The 14482-nt window shown below is 34.9% G+C and carries 16 protein-coding genes; 8 read left to right on the top strand and 8 right to left on the bottom strand.

The genetic code is table 11. The annotated features are described in order from the left end of the window. Nucleotides 1-40 precede the first annotated feature (40 nt). Nucleotides 41-946 (top strand): AraC family transcriptional regulator, encoded by a 906-nt coding sequence (locus tag acsn021_RS00745; protein WP_207725141.1) that lies wholly within the window; start codon nucleotides 41-43, stop codon nucleotides 944-946. 218 nt (nucleotides 947-1164) lie between these two features. Next, nucleotides 1165-2298: a glycoside hydrolase family 88/105 protein gene (locus acsn021_RS00750; protein WP_184093011.1), complete on the top strand. Its 1134-nt coding sequence runs from the start codon at nucleotides 1165-1167 to the stop codon at nucleotides 2296-2298. A 139-nt stretch (nucleotides 2299-2437) separates the two neighbouring features. Here the strand turns inward: acsn021_RS00750 and acsn021_RS00755 are convergent, their stop codons facing one another. Further along, nucleotides 2438-2656, bottom strand: coding sequence for a hypothetical protein (locus acsn021_RS00755; RefSeq protein WP_184093010.1), 219 nt, complete (start codon nucleotides 2654-2656; stop codon nucleotides 2438-2440). 75 nt (nucleotides 2657-2731) lie between these two features. Further along, nucleotides 2732-4090, bottom strand: coding sequence for a Sau3AI family type II restriction endonuclease (locus acsn021_RS00760; RefSeq protein WP_184093009.1), 1359 nt, complete (start codon nucleotides 4088-4090; stop codon nucleotides 2732-2734). A gap of 151 nt (nucleotides 4091-4241) precedes the next feature. On the opposite strand from acsn021_RS00760, the gene dcm reads away from it, so the two are divergent. From dcm to acsn021_RS00780, 3 genes are all read left to right on the top strand, one after another. Continuing rightward, a complete protein-coding gene (gene dcm / locus acsn021_RS00765) occupies nucleotides 4242-5438 on the top strand; it encodes a DNA (cytosine-5-)-methyltransferase (RefSeq protein ID WP_184093008.1) in 1197 nt (398 codons plus the stop codon). A gap of 268 nt (nucleotides 5439-5706) precedes the next feature. Continuing rightward, a complete protein-coding gene (locus tag acsn021_RS00770) occupies nucleotides 5707-6117 on the top strand; it encodes a hypothetical protein (RefSeq protein ID WP_184093007.1) in 411 nt (136 codons plus the stop codon). A gap of 1238 nt (nucleotides 6118-7355) precedes the next feature. Next, complete coding sequence (locus acsn021_RS00780; protein ID WP_184096201.1) at nucleotides 7356-8588, top strand: IS256 family transposase; 1233 nt, start codon at nucleotides 7356-7358, stop codon at nucleotides 8586-8588. Between the two features lie 654 nt (nucleotides 8589-9242). Here acsn021_RS00780 and acsn021_RS00785 read toward each other — a convergent pair. The 3 genes from acsn021_RS00785 to acsn021_RS00795 form a co-directional block, all read right to left on the bottom strand. Then, nucleotides 9243-9497, bottom strand: coding sequence for a hypothetical protein (locus tag acsn021_RS00785; RefSeq protein WP_184095736.1), 255 nt, complete (start codon nucleotides 9495-9497; stop codon nucleotides 9243-9245). A 123-nt stretch (nucleotides 9498-9620) separates the two neighbouring features. Next, nucleotides 9621-9956 carry a helix-turn-helix domain-containing protein gene (locus acsn021_RS00790; RefSeq protein ID WP_243167987.1) on the bottom strand — a complete coding sequence of 112 codons (336 nt, stop codon included), beginning with the start codon at nucleotides 9954-9956 and terminating at the stop codon, nucleotides 9621-9623. A 169-nt stretch (nucleotides 9957-10125) separates the two neighbouring features. Continuing rightward, a complete protein-coding gene (locus acsn021_RS00795) occupies nucleotides 10126-10461 on the bottom strand; it encodes a helix-turn-helix domain-containing protein (protein ID WP_207725200.1) in 336 nt (111 codons plus the stop codon). A gap of 205 nt (nucleotides 10462-10666) precedes the next feature. On the opposite strand from acsn021_RS00795, the gene acsn021_RS00800 reads away from it, so the two are divergent. Next, the gene (locus tag acsn021_RS00800) at nucleotides 10667-10933 is read left to right on the top strand and encodes a DUF6809 family protein (protein WP_184095732.1); all 267 of its coding nucleotides are present in this window, start codon (nucleotides 10667-10669) and stop codon (nucleotides 10931-10933) included. 198 nt (nucleotides 10934-11131) lie between these two features. On the opposite strand, the gene acsn021_RS00805 is transcribed toward acsn021_RS00800, so the two are convergent. The 3 genes from acsn021_RS00805 to acsn021_RS00815 all read right to left on the bottom strand — a co-directional run bounded on the left by acsn021_RS00805 (nucleotide 11132) and on the right by acsn021_RS00815 (nucleotide 12922). Next, nucleotides 11132-11872: an NADPH-dependent oxidoreductase gene (locus acsn021_RS00805; protein WP_184095730.1), complete on the bottom strand. Its 741-nt coding sequence runs from the start codon at nucleotides 11870-11872 to the stop codon at nucleotides 11132-11134. A 241-nt stretch (nucleotides 11873-12113) separates the two neighbouring features. Beyond that, the gene (locus acsn021_RS00810; RefSeq protein ID WP_184095727.1) at nucleotides 12114-12575 is read right to left on the bottom strand and encodes an ImmA/IrrE family metallo-endopeptidase; all 462 of its coding nucleotides are present in this window, start codon (nucleotides 12573-12575) and stop codon (nucleotides 12114-12116) included. Nucleotides 12576-12589: 14 nt separating this feature from the next. Then, complete coding sequence (locus acsn021_RS00815; protein WP_184095725.1) at nucleotides 12590-12922, bottom strand: helix-turn-helix domain-containing protein; 333 nt, start codon at nucleotides 12920-12922, stop codon at nucleotides 12590-12592. 644 nt (nucleotides 12923-13566) lie between these two features. Here acsn021_RS00815 and acsn021_RS00820 point away from each other — a divergent pair. After that, on the top strand, nucleotides 13567-14016 hold the full coding sequence (locus tag acsn021_RS00820) for a phage scaffolding protein (protein WP_184095723.1): 450 nt from the start codon (nucleotides 13567-13569) through the stop codon (nucleotides 14014-14016). Nucleotides 14017-14071: 55 nt separating this feature from the next. Continuing rightward, nucleotides 14072-14473 carry a phage tail terminator family protein gene (locus acsn021_RS00825; protein ID WP_184095722.1) on the top strand — a complete coding sequence of 134 codons (402 nt, stop codon included), beginning with the start codon at nucleotides 14072-14074 and terminating at the stop codon, nucleotides 14471-14473. Nucleotides 14474-14482: the final 9 nt, after the last annotated feature.

Below are 14482 nucleotides of genomic sequence, written 5' to 3' on the forward strand. Positions count from 1 at the left end.
ATGTTTAAAGCAGACATGTAATGGAGTAGATTTAAAACCTGTGGTACCATTAGCAGGTATTAGAAAGGATATGAATAGCCGTATGGAGCAATTAATATTTCGTGAGCGGATGGACGGTTTAATGATAGATTGTATCTATAGGGATTCAGAGTATTCTATGGCAGCTAAGCATATGCATAGTGAATACGAAATATATGTACTCTTAGAAGGAGAACAGTATTACTTTATAGAAGAGAAAACCTGTCATGTGACTGCCGGAACCATAATGTTGATTGGAAAAGAGAAAATTCATTGGACGGGAAAAGCAGGATGTAGCAGGCAGAAGCGAATACTGGTAGAAATAAAGGAAGAGTGGCTGGATTCTTTTTTAAAGAAAAACGGATTCTGGAGCTTGCAGCAGTTGTTTCATACCTATCAGATGCTTACTCCAAAAGAATGGGAATTTAAAGAAATATGTAGATTGTTACTAGAAGTAAAAGAAGAAATCACAGAAAAAAAGCTTGGCTATGAGATAATTGTTAAAATGAAGATTTCACAAGCGCTTCTTGTAATCTTGCGTTATGGTATGGACAGCCACAAAGAGAGAAGAATAGAAGAAAAATCCACTGAAAAATATCACATTGTGCAAAGGGCTGTGAAATATATCCAAAACCATTGTGAAGAAAAGTTATTGATTCAGGAGGTAGCGGATGCCTTATTTATCAGCAGGTGTTACTTAAGCCGCATATTTAAAGAATATACTGGTGTAACCGTCAACGAGTATATTGTAATTCAAAGAGTACAAAAAGGTAAAAAACTGTTGCAGCAGGAAGAATATAGTATTACCAAAATATCTGAACTTGCTGGTTTTGAAAGTATCACGTATTTTGGTAAGGTATTTAAACAGTACACCGGTAAGACACCTAGAATGTATCGTAGTCAGTTTCGAACGAAAGGTTATAATTAGATATTCAAAAAACTATTTATATTGTAATGAAAGTAGGTAACTTGCAGGCTGGGAAATTTCGTTCTAATATAACAGCCCAATGACATGGAATATCTAACATATTTCTCTAGGCTCTCTCGTTCATTTCTTTAAGCAAATACCTGATACATTTTTGAAAAAGGGCTTTTGACACCCACATCCTAATAAGTTATAATAATACGAAAGAAAGGAAAAGTGTGATGAAATACAATAAAATATTAAACGACTATATAAAACAGCTATTAGAAGAAAGTACCCCTGAGGCACCGGTATGGAACAGAGAACAGTTCATACACAACAATGGAGCAAACTGGAATTATGTGAATGGTATAACTATGCGCGCCCTTTTAAATCTATACAGTAACACAGGTGAGGAAACCTACTTAAACTTTGTGGATGGATTCATGGATTATTTTGTAGATGTGGATGGGAGCATAAAGACATACGAGCTTTCTGATTATAATATAGACCATTTATGCGGAGGGCCGGTACTGCTTACTCTTTATGAAATAACCGGAAAAGAAAAATATATAAAAGCATCAAAAGAGCTTCGTCAACAGCTTAATACACACCCAAGGACGAAAGAAGGGAACTTCTGGCACAAAAAAGTATATCCCAATCAAGTATGGTTAGATGGGTTATATATGGGACAGCCCTTCTATATGGAATATGAAGAGAAATACAATCAGGCTGCCGGCTGTGCTGACAGCTTCAGTCAATTTATCAATGTTGGGCGTCTTATGAAAGATACAGTGACGGGGCTGTATTATCATGGATACGATGAATCCAGAGAAAGCTTCTGGTGTGATAAATCAACGGGACTATCGAAAGGATTCTGGTTAAGAGCTTTAGGCTGGTTTGTAATGGCACTTGTGGATACAATGGAAGTTATGCCTAAGACAATGGAAGCAGAAAAAGAAGAACTTATGATTTTGTATCAAGACCTAATAGAGACACTGTTAAGATATCAGGATACGAACAGCAGTATGTGGTATCAGGTAATTGACCAGGGCGGACGAGAAGGCAATTATCTGGAAACAAGCGGAAGTGCCATTATCTCTTATGCCATCTTAAAAAGTGTAAGGCTTTCCTATCTGAAACCGTCCTATCGTGAAATTGGAGAACGGGTCTTTTACGGAATCTGTGACAAGTATTTATCAGAGGAGAATGGCAAGTTGCAGCTTGGAGGTATCTGCTTGGTGGCCGGACTTGGCGGAAACGGCACAAGAAGAGACGGAAGCTATGCGTATTATATCAGCGAGCCAGTAGTAGAGAATGACGGAAAAGGTGTGGCACCGCTGCTGCTGGCATATTCAGAGATATTAAGAGGTTAGATTGATGCTTTCTTAAGAAGGCAGAATTGCCTTTATCAAAGCCTTTTTATACTGTATTTATTATAAAGCCCATGGGTAGGATAGTAAACCGCATGGGCTAAGTTATATAAAATCTAATCACATATAAATAATCAAAAAATTAATATTTTTTACATTTATCACAATAGATATTTATAGTGACACAATTTTTGTCATCTTTGTCGTATTCTTTTTTGTAACCATCTTTACAATAATCATCTGATTTATATTCCTTTTTTTTATCATCGCAAAAGATATTTACAATAACACAACTTTCGTCAAAATCGTATCTACGTTCTTTCTTTTCTTTTTGGTAATTATTATTTTCATAATTATACATAGTATTAAGAATCCTCCTTTTTTAGAATTCTCTATATTTTATGCATAATTCGACATAATGTTACAATTGTTTTGTTTATGATAATTTTTTCTTTTCTAGTTGTTCGCGAATATATGTATTGTTTAACCAGAAGCATTGTTTAGGCATAAATCTACCATCCGGAAGTTCCAAAACATCTCTAGAGTCACGTGCATGAGGGCGAACATGTGCTACACGATTTTCACTTGCTTTTGGCAGATTATTAAATGTTCTGCTTCCAACTTTTTTAAGTTTTACGCCTTCTTTTATAATTGCTACGGTACGTTTCCAAACAGATTCAACTTCTTGTAAGTCACCTTCAGGCATATTCCAGAAGATAAGATTATCAAAAACTAATTCTTTATTTGTGTTAAAGCGGAAAATAACGAACAAAAACTTTGTTTGTTCAAGCATTGTCTTGAACTCACTATATTCCCAGTCTTCTGTAATAATCTTTTTGAAATGAAAAATAGGAAATGACATACTTTCTGTAATTGATCCATCAAAATTAACACGAATTGTTTTTGGAAGAATATTGGCTTTCTGGAATTCTTCCGTGGCAGCTAAGTGACCATTAACGCCTAGCATACGAGCTAAAAGCAATTCATTTACGTTTTTAGCATTTGTTTTGAGTTTGAAGTCGTTAAGCAGCTGAGATTGCGTTTTGTTAAAGTACGGACGAATTTTATGAATGACATATTCTTCAAAAGATTGTTTTTTAAGTACCTCTGGATTCTTTATAATATGTTCATCTATTTTATCACCAAATATATAGCTATTAAGAATATAAGTCATATAAGATTGCTTTAGTGAAAAGGCTCTTTGTTTAGCGGGTAATTCTGAAAATGGCTGCTTACGAACCGATGCAGCAGAAGCACCTTTTGTACAAGCACCAAGGTAGAGTGTATCTCCCTCTGATAATTCATGTGCTTTTCCAGCTTTAATTTTAGTGACGATGGTTGCCCAGTCTTTTTCAATTATAAGCAAGTCCTCGGTCGGGAAGCTGAATAGTGTAGCTGCGTCTATAGTGAAGTTCCCTTTAGAGACCCCTTCCTTGTGTTCATATGACAGCAAAAGCATTGTATTACACTTCTTCCAAAAGCTGCTAGTAAAAAATGTATGTTTATATTCTTCCATATAGTTAATAATATTACAAACTAAACGCTCTTTTGCTCGTATCTCTTTCTTTTTATATACATAAGGAGTAACCTTCAGCTCAACGCCAGCTTCTGCAAAGTCGGGATTAGATTCGCTATTAATTTTGTACCCAAACCAAGATTCCTCTAAGACACTGCCAATTGCGCCTTTACCAGTTTTTAAGCGATTTGTTTTATCAATCTGATGTAGCGGAATCCCAATAACTTCTCTACCACGTTCCAGAATTTCTTCTTTTGTTTTATATACCCGATCTCCCATGATTACACCTCTAAAAATACAACTTACTATTGATCTTTGAAAATAAATATGTTAAAATAGTTCTTATCTATTTAATTAATAATTTTAATTATAGCATAGGCTAGGTGATTCAGCAATCAATTCCATAGCCTTGAGTATAGGAGGCATTTTTATGGAAAAAAAAGTTTGCGAGTTATTTGCTGGTGTTGGAGGTTTTCGACTCGGACTAGAACGATCTTCCCCTGATTGGAATACGGTATGGTTTTCACAATGGGAGCCAAACAAATCAAAGCAGTGGGCGCACCAATGCTATGTTTCACATTGGGGAGACATTAACGAGTATACAGGTATAGATATATCCCTCGTTCCCAAAGAATCCATACCAAATCATAATCTTTTAGTAGGAGGTTTTCCTTGCCAGGATTATTCTGTAGCAAGACCCTTACCTGGCAGCAACGGACTCGAAGGAAAAAAAGGTGTGCTTTGGTGGCAAATACGAGATGTATTAATTGAAAAGAAAAGCCCCTTTGTCCTCTTGGAAAATGTAGATCGTTTGCTAAAATCGCCTGCTTCTCAGCGCGGAAGAGATTTTGGAGTGATGTTGGCATGCCTCGCTGACTTAGGATACTCCGTCGAATGGAGAGTCATCAATGCTGCAGAGTATGGTGCGGGTCAACGTAGGCGTCGTATCTTTATCTTTGCATATCAAAATAACACCAATTATGCAAAGCGAATCATGGATGAACCTATCAATCTTATTACAAGCTCGGGTTTCTTTGCAACCACATTCCCAGTCGAATCAAATCTGGATATGAACACGGTAGCTTTGGATTATGGAAATCTTCCGGAACTCTCTGCTACATTTTCGTTTAATTTTGATAGTGCTGGTTATATGAGAGACGGAGTAGTGTACACAAGTCGTGTTACACCTGTTTATGAAGAACCTATGCCACTAAGAAATCTGTTAGAACGAGATGTGGCTGATAAGTATTACCTTCGTGATAGATTAGATAAGTGGACATATCTCAAAGGTCCCAAAAAATTGAAACGAACCAGTAAAGATGGGTACGAATATGTTTTTTCAGAAGGTGGGATTGCTTTCCCAGACCCAATTGACTTACCAGCACGAACAATGTTAACATCAGAGTCTTCGGTAAATAGAAGTACGCATGTGATTTGTGATCCCCAAACAAAGGAACTTCGCTTGATTACTCCGATTGAAGCAGAAAGAATCCAGGGTTTTGAAGATAACTGGACAAATACGGGCATGCCAGAAAAGTTCCGCTATTTTACTATGGGTAATGCTTTGGTTGTTCCAATGGTTACGCGTATGGGAAGAACTCTGAAACAAATATTTGATAACGAATGACAGAACAGCAGGACGAAAATCCTGTTGTTTTGTCATTTATGGAACAATTTATGCAGAAATAAAATAAGTCCAGGAGCATACTTTACTCTGGAATTTGCCTTTCTTTTGCCTGACTTGAGGAATTTGTGGAACGAATAAGGCAAAAGGTTGTTTCTAATCAAATAAATTGCATATTCTTAAAATTGTAAAATTTATCTAATTATTATTGAAGTTTACATAAAATGGATATAAAATTATGTTTAAAATAATTTAAAGAGAGGGTATATATATGAAGAAATTATTATCACTTGTCATTATTGTATCATTGTTCTTTACCAGCATCCCAGTTAACGCTTCAGTAGTGAACGATAACAAGAATTATCAGATTACAAAAGATACTGACGATTGCAAAATTGTTACTAGTAAAACAGCAGACAGTACATTCGTTTTTACTCATGATAAAAAAACAAATGAAATAACTTTCTCAGTTTATTCAAATACGAATGATGAACTGATTAGTAGCCAAACCGTAGATATTGACGATTTTGCATTATATGAGACTGAATCTGGAAAATCAGTATTAGCAGCAAATACATACCAGAATACCTTTTCAAATTCTGTAGGCCTAGGTTTTCAACTTGATTCTCAATGTAATATAGCAGCGGCAAATTATTGGGATACATTCTACCATAAGCACTAATTGTTTTCCCCCTGCCATGGATATAATGGCAGGGGAGATTATTTGAAGGAGAGTAATAAAATGCCATCTAAGGTTAAGACTTCTATTATGCTAATATTATATTGTATATCACTTGCTATTATAGCGATATTATTCATAAGTGTCAAAACAGCTTCTAGTCTCTTTGTCAAAAGCTATTCTTATGTCTTTCTATTTTTATTTGCATCTGTATTCCTTTCATTGGTATCATTTCTAAAAGGTTTATGGTCGAAAGAAAAAAATAAAAATATTAATAAAATTTTGAATATAATGTCTATATTACTATCTTGTATTGGATTGGTTATTACTATAATAAATTTGATAAGTGTCTAAAACCAGTTGTATCTATGCGATGCAAGGGCATCCATATGACACAATTATGAAGTCCGCCCGCAGATAAATCTTCCGGCTGCATATTTCACCTTTAAATAGCATTAATATCTGTTGGACAAAATCAGTTTGCTATTTAACATATAAGATCTTCATTGACGAATTAGCATTTATTGTTAATTACAAACCTCGCCTCATTTTTATAAAGATTATATATACCGGCCATATACATTATTGACTCAGTTTTGGGCTTAAAATATATTTTATGTTATTTGAATTCCAATCATAAAAACCATGGCTGGTATGATACATCTCCTTTAAGTTAAAAACCCCCTTTTAGAATATTTGTTACAAGTTTATTACCATTATAGCAGAGGAACAAAAACAGCAGGTTGGATGTCTTCTTGATATTAAATATGTTAAACGATTCTTCACTCTAGATGAGATTGGGAACCCACCAAGAGAATTAACCAAAATCGTGAAATGTGCAAAATACTTTTCCTATTGGGAATTTGATAATAAAGAGAATTATGGAAAAGCAATTGATCGGTTCTTTAAAGCATATGGAAAAGAAGTACAAAAGCTATTGATTATGCCTTTTGATATAAATTGTGGTAATTCTGTATATTAAAGTTGCTTTTGCTAGTATAAGATATTAATTTATTGTAGCAGTAAAATCTGGTTCACAGTGTATTTTGCGAGCCAGATTTACGAATGAGATTATTATTTTTGGTGTATACTTTCTTATAATGTGATTGTGTCAGATTACTGATTTCAGAATAATATTACTACTTACATTGGAATCGAGACTGTGAAATAAAGTCTGTAAAATAAGTATTTCGATTAGGCTTTCTATGATAAAATAAATATATTATAGGAGGCCTTTAATTATGGCAAAAAAACGTGAACCGGTCAGAATGACCGAAGGAAAGAAAAACATCATCGCTGCTCTTTTACAGGAATACGACATCCAGTCTGCTGAAGATATCCAGGATGCACTTAAAGACCTGTTGGGTGGCACAATCAAGGAAATGCTTGAAGTAGAAATGGACGATCATCTGGGCTATGTTCCATATGAAAGATCCGAAAACCAGAACTCTCGAAACGGTTATAAACAAAAGCAGATCAGAAGTAAATACGGCGAAGCAACAATTAATGTCCCTCAGGACCGAGAAAGTTCTTTTGAACCTAAGGTAGTTAAGAAAAGGCAGAAAGATATATCGGCGATCGATGACAAGATTATATCCATGTATGCCAAAGGAATGACAACACGTCAGATTTCTGAAACTATCGAGGATATCTACGGATTCGAAGTCAGCGAAGGCATGGTATCAGACATAACCGACAAACTTCTCCCGGAGATTGAACAGTGGCAGAACCGTCCTCTCTCAAGCATTTATCCTATCGTATTCATCGATGCAGTACATTTCTCAGTAAGGGACAACAGCATCATCAAGAAGCTGGCTGCATACATAATCCTTGGTATAAATGAAGAAGGCAGAAAAGAGGTATTATCGATACAGGTAGGTGCCAATGAGAGCAGTAAATACTGGCTCAGTATCCTTAACGAGCTTAAAAACCGAGGTGTACAGGATATACTCATTCTTTGCGCAGACGGGCTGACTGGCATCAAGGAATCCATAGCAGTGGCCTTCCCCAACACGGAATACCAACGCTGCATCGTACATCAGGTGAGAAATACCTTGAAATACGTAGCTGACAAGGACAAGAAGGAATTCGCAACTGACCTGAAGAAAATTTACCATGCAGCTTCAGAAGAAGCCGGACTTACCCGACTGGATGAAGTTTGCACCAAATGGGATGACCGCTATCCGAATGCAATGAAAAGCTGGCATAAGAACTGGGATGTAATCAGTCCTATTTTCAAGTTCTCTGCCGAAGTCAGGAAGGTCATTTATACTACAAATGCAATCGAAAGTCTAAATAGTACATACCGTAAACTCAACCGTCAGAGGAGCGTCTTCCCGAGCGACACATCACTTCTGAAAGCCCTTTACCTAGCTACATTTGAGGCAACAAAGAAATGGACCATGTCTCTCAGAAATTGGGGTAAGGTATATGGTGAACTTTCTATCATGTACGAGGGAAGGCTCCCGATTTAATCTGAGAATGAAATGAGCACGTCAGGAATCTCTGGTATACAGAGTTTTCTTGACATGCTCTTTGTTATTGTTTATAGTGTATCCAAGGATTGGACTGTACAGAAACAGCCTCATGATCCTTAATCTAATTATCATAGAAAGTCATTTACAGACTTTTCTTCACACACTCTTGGAATCAAATATAGTCATAAACGTAACTCTTGAGTAGCTCAACCAATTCTCTGTCCATAAAATCATAATCATCGTTGATATAAAGACAAACTACCTTTTTATCTACAATTACATCGGAATATATATCCTTTATTCTTCTGAAATGCTTTTTTTCCATACAAAATATGATTTCAGCCCATCCAAGAAGCCCACCCGTAACCTTAGTCCGAGAATTCGATTCTGTTCCTGCTGACCGTGCTTCGTGCCCATTATACCCATCGAATATTTTTTCGGCTGTCAAGCTACGTCGTTTATTTTGACTACACAAAAAAAGTAACTTCATTTTTTCTACCTTCTATCTTAATTTTCAACTTTAGTCCTGCAAACTGGAATTGGTCTGTAAATTTAAAATTTGTATTTACATAATCACTCCTTTACAGACTTCTCAATACATTTCTGGTATATCTGGCCAATTACAAAATCCTTTATCTTCATTACAATATTTCATTGCTCTCGCCAATACACTCCCATGAGATATTTCACCTGTGAGTAACAGATTCTCCGTAACCTTACACCAATATGGTCACATCTTCTTTCTTGCGTGTCACACATATATAATAGAATTTCATCAATATACTTTCGAAGTCTTTCAATGCGATTTTCCAAGTCTTCAGTATGTCCATTATTAAAATACTTTTGTATATTTTCAAAATAGTTATCAATGTTTCCTCCACCCACTAAAATAATTTTAGATAGCATCTTTCAATTCCATGGTACATTGTTTAGAGCTGTAAGGCTCTAGTGGATGAAATATTTTAGGAAAGTGGTCTTGAGCAATATAAGAAATTTAGAATTCCTAAAAATATTAAACAGTACCTTTAACTATATAATAGAAATTATCTTTAAAATCTTTAACTTCTTTTCATCATCACAGCCTTTTAAAGTTCTGAGTATTTCATTATCCAGTGCCAAAGAAGAATTATTATATTGCTCTGATAAAAGATAATCAATACTAGTGTTAAGAGCATTTGCTATAGCAAGTAAAATATTTAATGAAACTTTGGTATGATTGTTCTCAATATTGGATATATGAGAGATATTGCATCCTACATAATCTGCAATATTTTCTTGAGTTAAATTTTTACTTAAACGGACTTCTTTTATTCGATGACCTAATTTTTTATAGTCGATATTATTTTTCTCGAATGAGTTATTCAAAGTTAATCCCCTCTCAAATTTGTCTATATAAATATGTATATATACTGATTCTAAATATACTAAGTGAGACATGGAATAATCTGTATAAGTTAATAATACTTATATAGGCAAAAGGGAGATAGGCAGCAAACCTTATAGAACTGTAATCCATAAGGCTTGCCTTCTTTAATTAAAGAATTGAGATAATTTTCAAGATACTTAACTTCTTTTCATTATCAAAGTCTTTTAATGCTTTTATTATAGCATTATCTAGTGCTAAAGAAGAATTATCATATTGCTCATATAAAAGATAATCGATACTTGTATTTAGAGCATTAGCAATTGCTAATAAAACATTTAGAGAGACTTTAGTATGGTTATTCTCAATATTAGAAATATGTGAAACGTTACATCCTACATAATCTGCAATATTTTCTTGAGTTAAATTTTTATTTAAACGTGCTTTTTTTATACGAAATCCTAACTTTTCGTAGTTAATAATATGTTTATTATTGTCGTTTTTCAACAAGAACACCTCTTTTATTTGTCTGTGTAAATATATTTATATTCTAATTGTAAAGGTAATCGGTTTGTGTTAGAATAATCTATACAAGTAAAAAGTATACACACAGGCAAAAATAAATAGCAGATTTTAAATATGTCTAGTTTATCGCAGACAACAAGGTAACAAATGTATGAAAATAATTTATAAAAAATGTGGGAGTGAGAGTATGAAATCATTGATTAAAACAATTTATTATGGAACTTTAAATCCTGATGATAAAGTCTTGAAAGAGGATGAAGAATATCAGAAATTGAGTGAGCAAATTCTGATTATAATGGAAAAGTTAAAAAAAGAGTCTAGTAATGAAAATTTTAAGAGCATTACAGAGTTAATGGAAATAACGATAGAATCAAATTCATTAGAATCTGAAAATGCCTTTTTGCATGGATTTAGATATGGGGCACTTATAATGATGGAAATTTTATCAGATTAAGTAAACGTTATTTTATGAAGTTATACAAAAGATGAATTATATGTAATTAATAATTTCCTTGAGGATTTACTAAATAAGTTACAAATAAGAAGATATTCAATGAATGCCTGCTATAAAAAAAACTGCTGTCTAGAAAGTGAAAGACAGCAGCTTTTTGTGGATATTATTTTTTGTAAAGTACTATTTTGACTAAATCAGTTATTTATCATTTGAGAATTTTTGCTCCTTCATAGTAGGATAAACTTCCGGATAATATACATACTGGTAGATGCCGGAGGTTAGTTTGCTCCAGTTACCCTCCTGCTCCCTGCCGATTTCTTTTAAATAGCCTTTCATCTCTGTATCATATTGCTCGATAGCTTTTTCTAAGCCTTCTGTATGGTAGGATTCCTCGTGTTTAAAGGTTTCAAAAGGAAGTCTTGGTTTCTTATGAGAATTATCTTTTGGATATCCTACGGCAAGACCCACAGCCGGATACACATATTCAGGAAGATTTAACAGCTTAATTAATTCTCCGGGGTTTTTTCGCACACCACCGATGGGAACGATACCAAGACCCAGGGATTCGGCAGAGATGATGGCAGCTGCCATTGCTAAGCCAGAATCAAAGGTTCCAACCATAGTGCCTTCCACACTCTCATGGATTACTTGTGTTAATCCGTTTTTCTTGGCCGCCAGATGCGTTTTATAAAAATCCAGAACATAGATTAGAAATACCGGGGCATCTTCAACCCATTGCTGACCACCTGCCAGATGGGCAATTTTAGCTTTGGTTTCTTTATCTCTTATTACAATGACTGAGGTTTGCTGTCCGTTAATAGAACTTGGCATAGCTTGAGATGACTTTAATATTTCATCAATGATTTCATTATCAATATCTTTATCAAGAAAACTACGTATAGACCTATGATTTTGAATTAATTGTATCGTTTCGTTCATACTTCATACCTATTACATACCGCTGGCACTGTCTGCGGTACAGCCACAAATAAAAGCGGTTGAAAGTATCTCTAAGTGGCATTCCCTTCTTTTTTATTTTCTTTCAACCTATCGACAGGATTCTAAAGATTGCATTTAATTAAATTGAGTACAATTTATAATAATTGTATTAGATTCCCCTTAATTTGTCAATAGTATTATGCCCATTTTTAAAGATAGTTTATGTTTTTCGTATGATTTCCTAGTCCAGCTTTTTTAAAACACCAAGACATGGTGTAAAATAAATGATATATTTCTGAAAGGATACATACGTACCGTATTTATTCTCATAAGCGGTAAGTGCTTCTTTTAAATATTCTTCTGTTACTTCAAGATACTCAGCCATGGAGTAAAGGCTTGTACAACCGGCTTCGTAACTGTCAACAATTCCTTTTAGACCTACTTGTATATCGTATGCAACCAGACGGGCTCTGTATTCCTGCTTTCGGTTGGCGTCAATATTTTGATCCAGTATATTTCCAACAGAGGTTAAGTGATGACCGATTTCTTCTGCCAGTACACAGCCTTTCTCCACGTTGGTTAAATTCTTATCGATAGCGATACAGCCGTCTACATATAACCCTTTTAACCCATTAACCTGGTATAAATCCATTTCTTTTACAAACAGATAGTCATGCTGCTTCTGTAAGTCTTCGTATGTCATTTACATCTCCCCTTTTAATGCTCTTTTTTATTATTTCTGGCAGCAAGCAAAAGCTGTTTGTATTCTTCGATTTTAGAGAGCTCTTCCGGCGTCCAGTTCTCATTCTCCTCTTTATGCGCAGCAATGGTAGATATAGAATTAGTTTCCTCCCAGCCCATTAAATAAGAAGGAGAACAATCAAATATTTCTGCAAGTCTAGCAATGGTATCATGCTTAATATTTTTTATTTCCCCACTTTCATACCGCTGCATGGTTGCCTCTTTTACACCTAGCCGGCTTGCTACTTCGGCTAAGGTCAAATCTAGGGCAAGCCTTCTTTCTTTAATTCGATCTTGTAATACTGACATAACAAAACTCCCGTAAATTATTTAGGTAATGAGGTACCTATACCTTTCGTAATAAGTAATATTTTAGAAAAATATATGAATACAGGTTTTAAACTGTGTATGTTTCGTAATAAATCTGTAGAATTCAATCTATCTTATGAATGAGGAAACTACTATAATTATAGCATATTCTTACGTAAAATGCAATCCAATAGAAAATAAATTAAAAACTTACGTAATACGTATTGACATTCCAATAGGAGTATGTTATTATAATCTTACGCAATACGTAAGACAACGCTGTGAGGGGAGTTGTGAAAATAAAATGGTAAGTTCTTATGGGTCAACTTATTTTTTTACTCTTAAACTTACGTATTGCGTAAGAAGTGAAATTTATTACGCCGTATATATAGGATGGTTTGGTTTTGGTTGATGCACAAAAGAGGCATCGGGGATAACAGTCACAAAAGTTATGGGGTGGGCACCAGACTGTTGAGAACTAGCATCCGGTCATCAAGAGTATTTCCTGTTTTGCGACCAATGAAAGGGGAAGTACAGGGTGTTTACATAAATGATATCGTCATTTTGGTATTTTGGACGTTAACTAGAAAGACAACTACCATGGACTAAACCATGTAAAATAATGTGTTTGAAAGTGAGGAGTTATGAAAATAGAACAATTCTTAAAGTTAGGACTAAGCGATGAGCAAGCTAAAAAAGTTATGGAGCTGTGCAAAGAAGATAAAAGAAATTTCATACCCAAGTCCAGATTCGATACGTTAAATGAAAAAAAGAAAAAACTTGAGATGCAGGTCATGGTTCATAAGACGCAATTGGATGAAATGCTAGTAGCAAATGAACAAAACAAAAGGCTACATGAGCAGGCAGGCCAGATATGGGAACATTTTATTTCTTTTAATAGGAAGCAGGAGGAGCTGCTCCGGGAGTTTTTAATTTTGTCAGCAATTTTTAATAAACTTTCCGGTGTAGTGTCTGTAGAATTCGTTATGGACAAGATTGATAGGTCTAAGCTAACACTTACAACCCAGGGGGAGATTCTGGGACTTGATAAACAGCTGATGGACATACAAACAGAATATCCACATTACTTTTAAGGCTACAGTCAATAACTGTTTTTACAATGATCTAGTTACCAGAAAGAGGTGTTGTATGCTTGAAATTCAAAACATGTTAAAACAAAAACTGGCAGAGCTTTTTCCGGGGGTAACTATTTATGAAGAAGACTTACCGGAGAATCATCAGAAGCCGTCCTTTCACCTTCAGACAACTGCAAGGCAGATAAGCAGAGGTCTTGGAGACAGGGAAAATCAGGATTATTCCTTTGATATCAGCTATTACAGCAATGTCACGGGAGGAATCAAAAAAGACTGCCTTGAGGTTGGCACAGTACTATTGCAGGAACTTGGACTGTCTGGCGGATTAAACCTTAGAAATAAAAAGGCAGAAACAATAGAAGATGTACTGCATTATACCTTTAATATCCGTTTTGTACTACAAAGACAGGAAACGGCTGGGAAAATGCAAAATCAGCAAATAAACACAGTGATTTAAGGAGGATAC

The organism is Anaerocolumna cellulosilytica, from assembly GCF_014218335.1.
Taxonomy (GTDB): domain Bacteria; phylum Bacillota; class Clostridia; order Lachnospirales; family Lachnospiraceae; genus Anaerocolumna; species Anaerocolumna cellulosilytica.

Excerpts from the sequence above, each read along its gene's own strand:
- acsn021_RS00750 (WP_184093011.1), top strand. The coding sequence starts at position 1,165 with ATGAAATACAATAAAATATTAAACGACTATATAAAACAGCTATTAGAA.
- acsn021_RS00755 (WP_184093010.1), bottom strand. The coding sequence starts at position 2,656 with ATGTATAATTATGAAAATAATAATTACCAAAAAGAAAAGAAAGAACGT.
- acsn021_RS00760 (WP_184093009.1), bottom strand. The coding sequence starts at position 4,090 with ATGGGAGATCGGGTATATAAAACAAAAGAAGAAATTCTGGAACGTGGT.
- dcm (WP_184093008.1), top strand. The coding sequence starts at position 4,242 with ATGGAAAAAAAAGTTTGCGAGTTATTTGCTGGTGTTGGAGGTTTTCGA.
- acsn021_RS00770 (WP_184093007.1), top strand. The coding sequence starts at position 5,707 with ATGAAGAAATTATTATCACTTGTCATTATTGTATCATTGTTCTTTACC.
- acsn021_RS00780 (WP_184096201.1), top strand. The coding sequence starts at position 7,356 with ATGGCAAAAAAACGTGAACCGGTCAGAATGACCGAAGGAAAGAAAAAC.
- acsn021_RS00785 (WP_184095736.1), bottom strand. The coding sequence starts at position 9,497 with ATGCTATCTAAAATTATTTTAGTGGGTGGAGGAAACATTGATAACTAT.
- acsn021_RS00800 (WP_184095732.1), top strand. The coding sequence starts at position 10,667 with ATGAAATCATTGATTAAAACAATTTATTATGGAACTTTAAATCCTGAT.
- acsn021_RS00805 (WP_184095730.1), bottom strand. The coding sequence starts at position 11,872 with ATGAACGAAACGATACAATTAATTCAAAATCATAGGTCTATACGTAGT.
- acsn021_RS00810 (WP_184095727.1), bottom strand. The coding sequence starts at position 12,575 with ATGACATACGAAGACTTACAGAAGCAGCATGACTATCTGTTTGTAAAA.
- acsn021_RS00815 (WP_184095725.1), bottom strand. The coding sequence starts at position 12,922 with ATGTCAGTATTACAAGATCGAATTAAAGAAAGAAGGCTTGCCCTAGAT.
- acsn021_RS00820 (WP_184095723.1), top strand. The coding sequence starts at position 13,567 with ATGAAAATAGAACAATTCTTAAAGTTAGGACTAAGCGATGAGCAAGCT.
- acsn021_RS00825 (WP_184095722.1), top strand. The coding sequence starts at position 14,072 with ATGCTTGAAATTCAAAACATGTTAAAACAAAAACTGGCAGAGCTTTTT.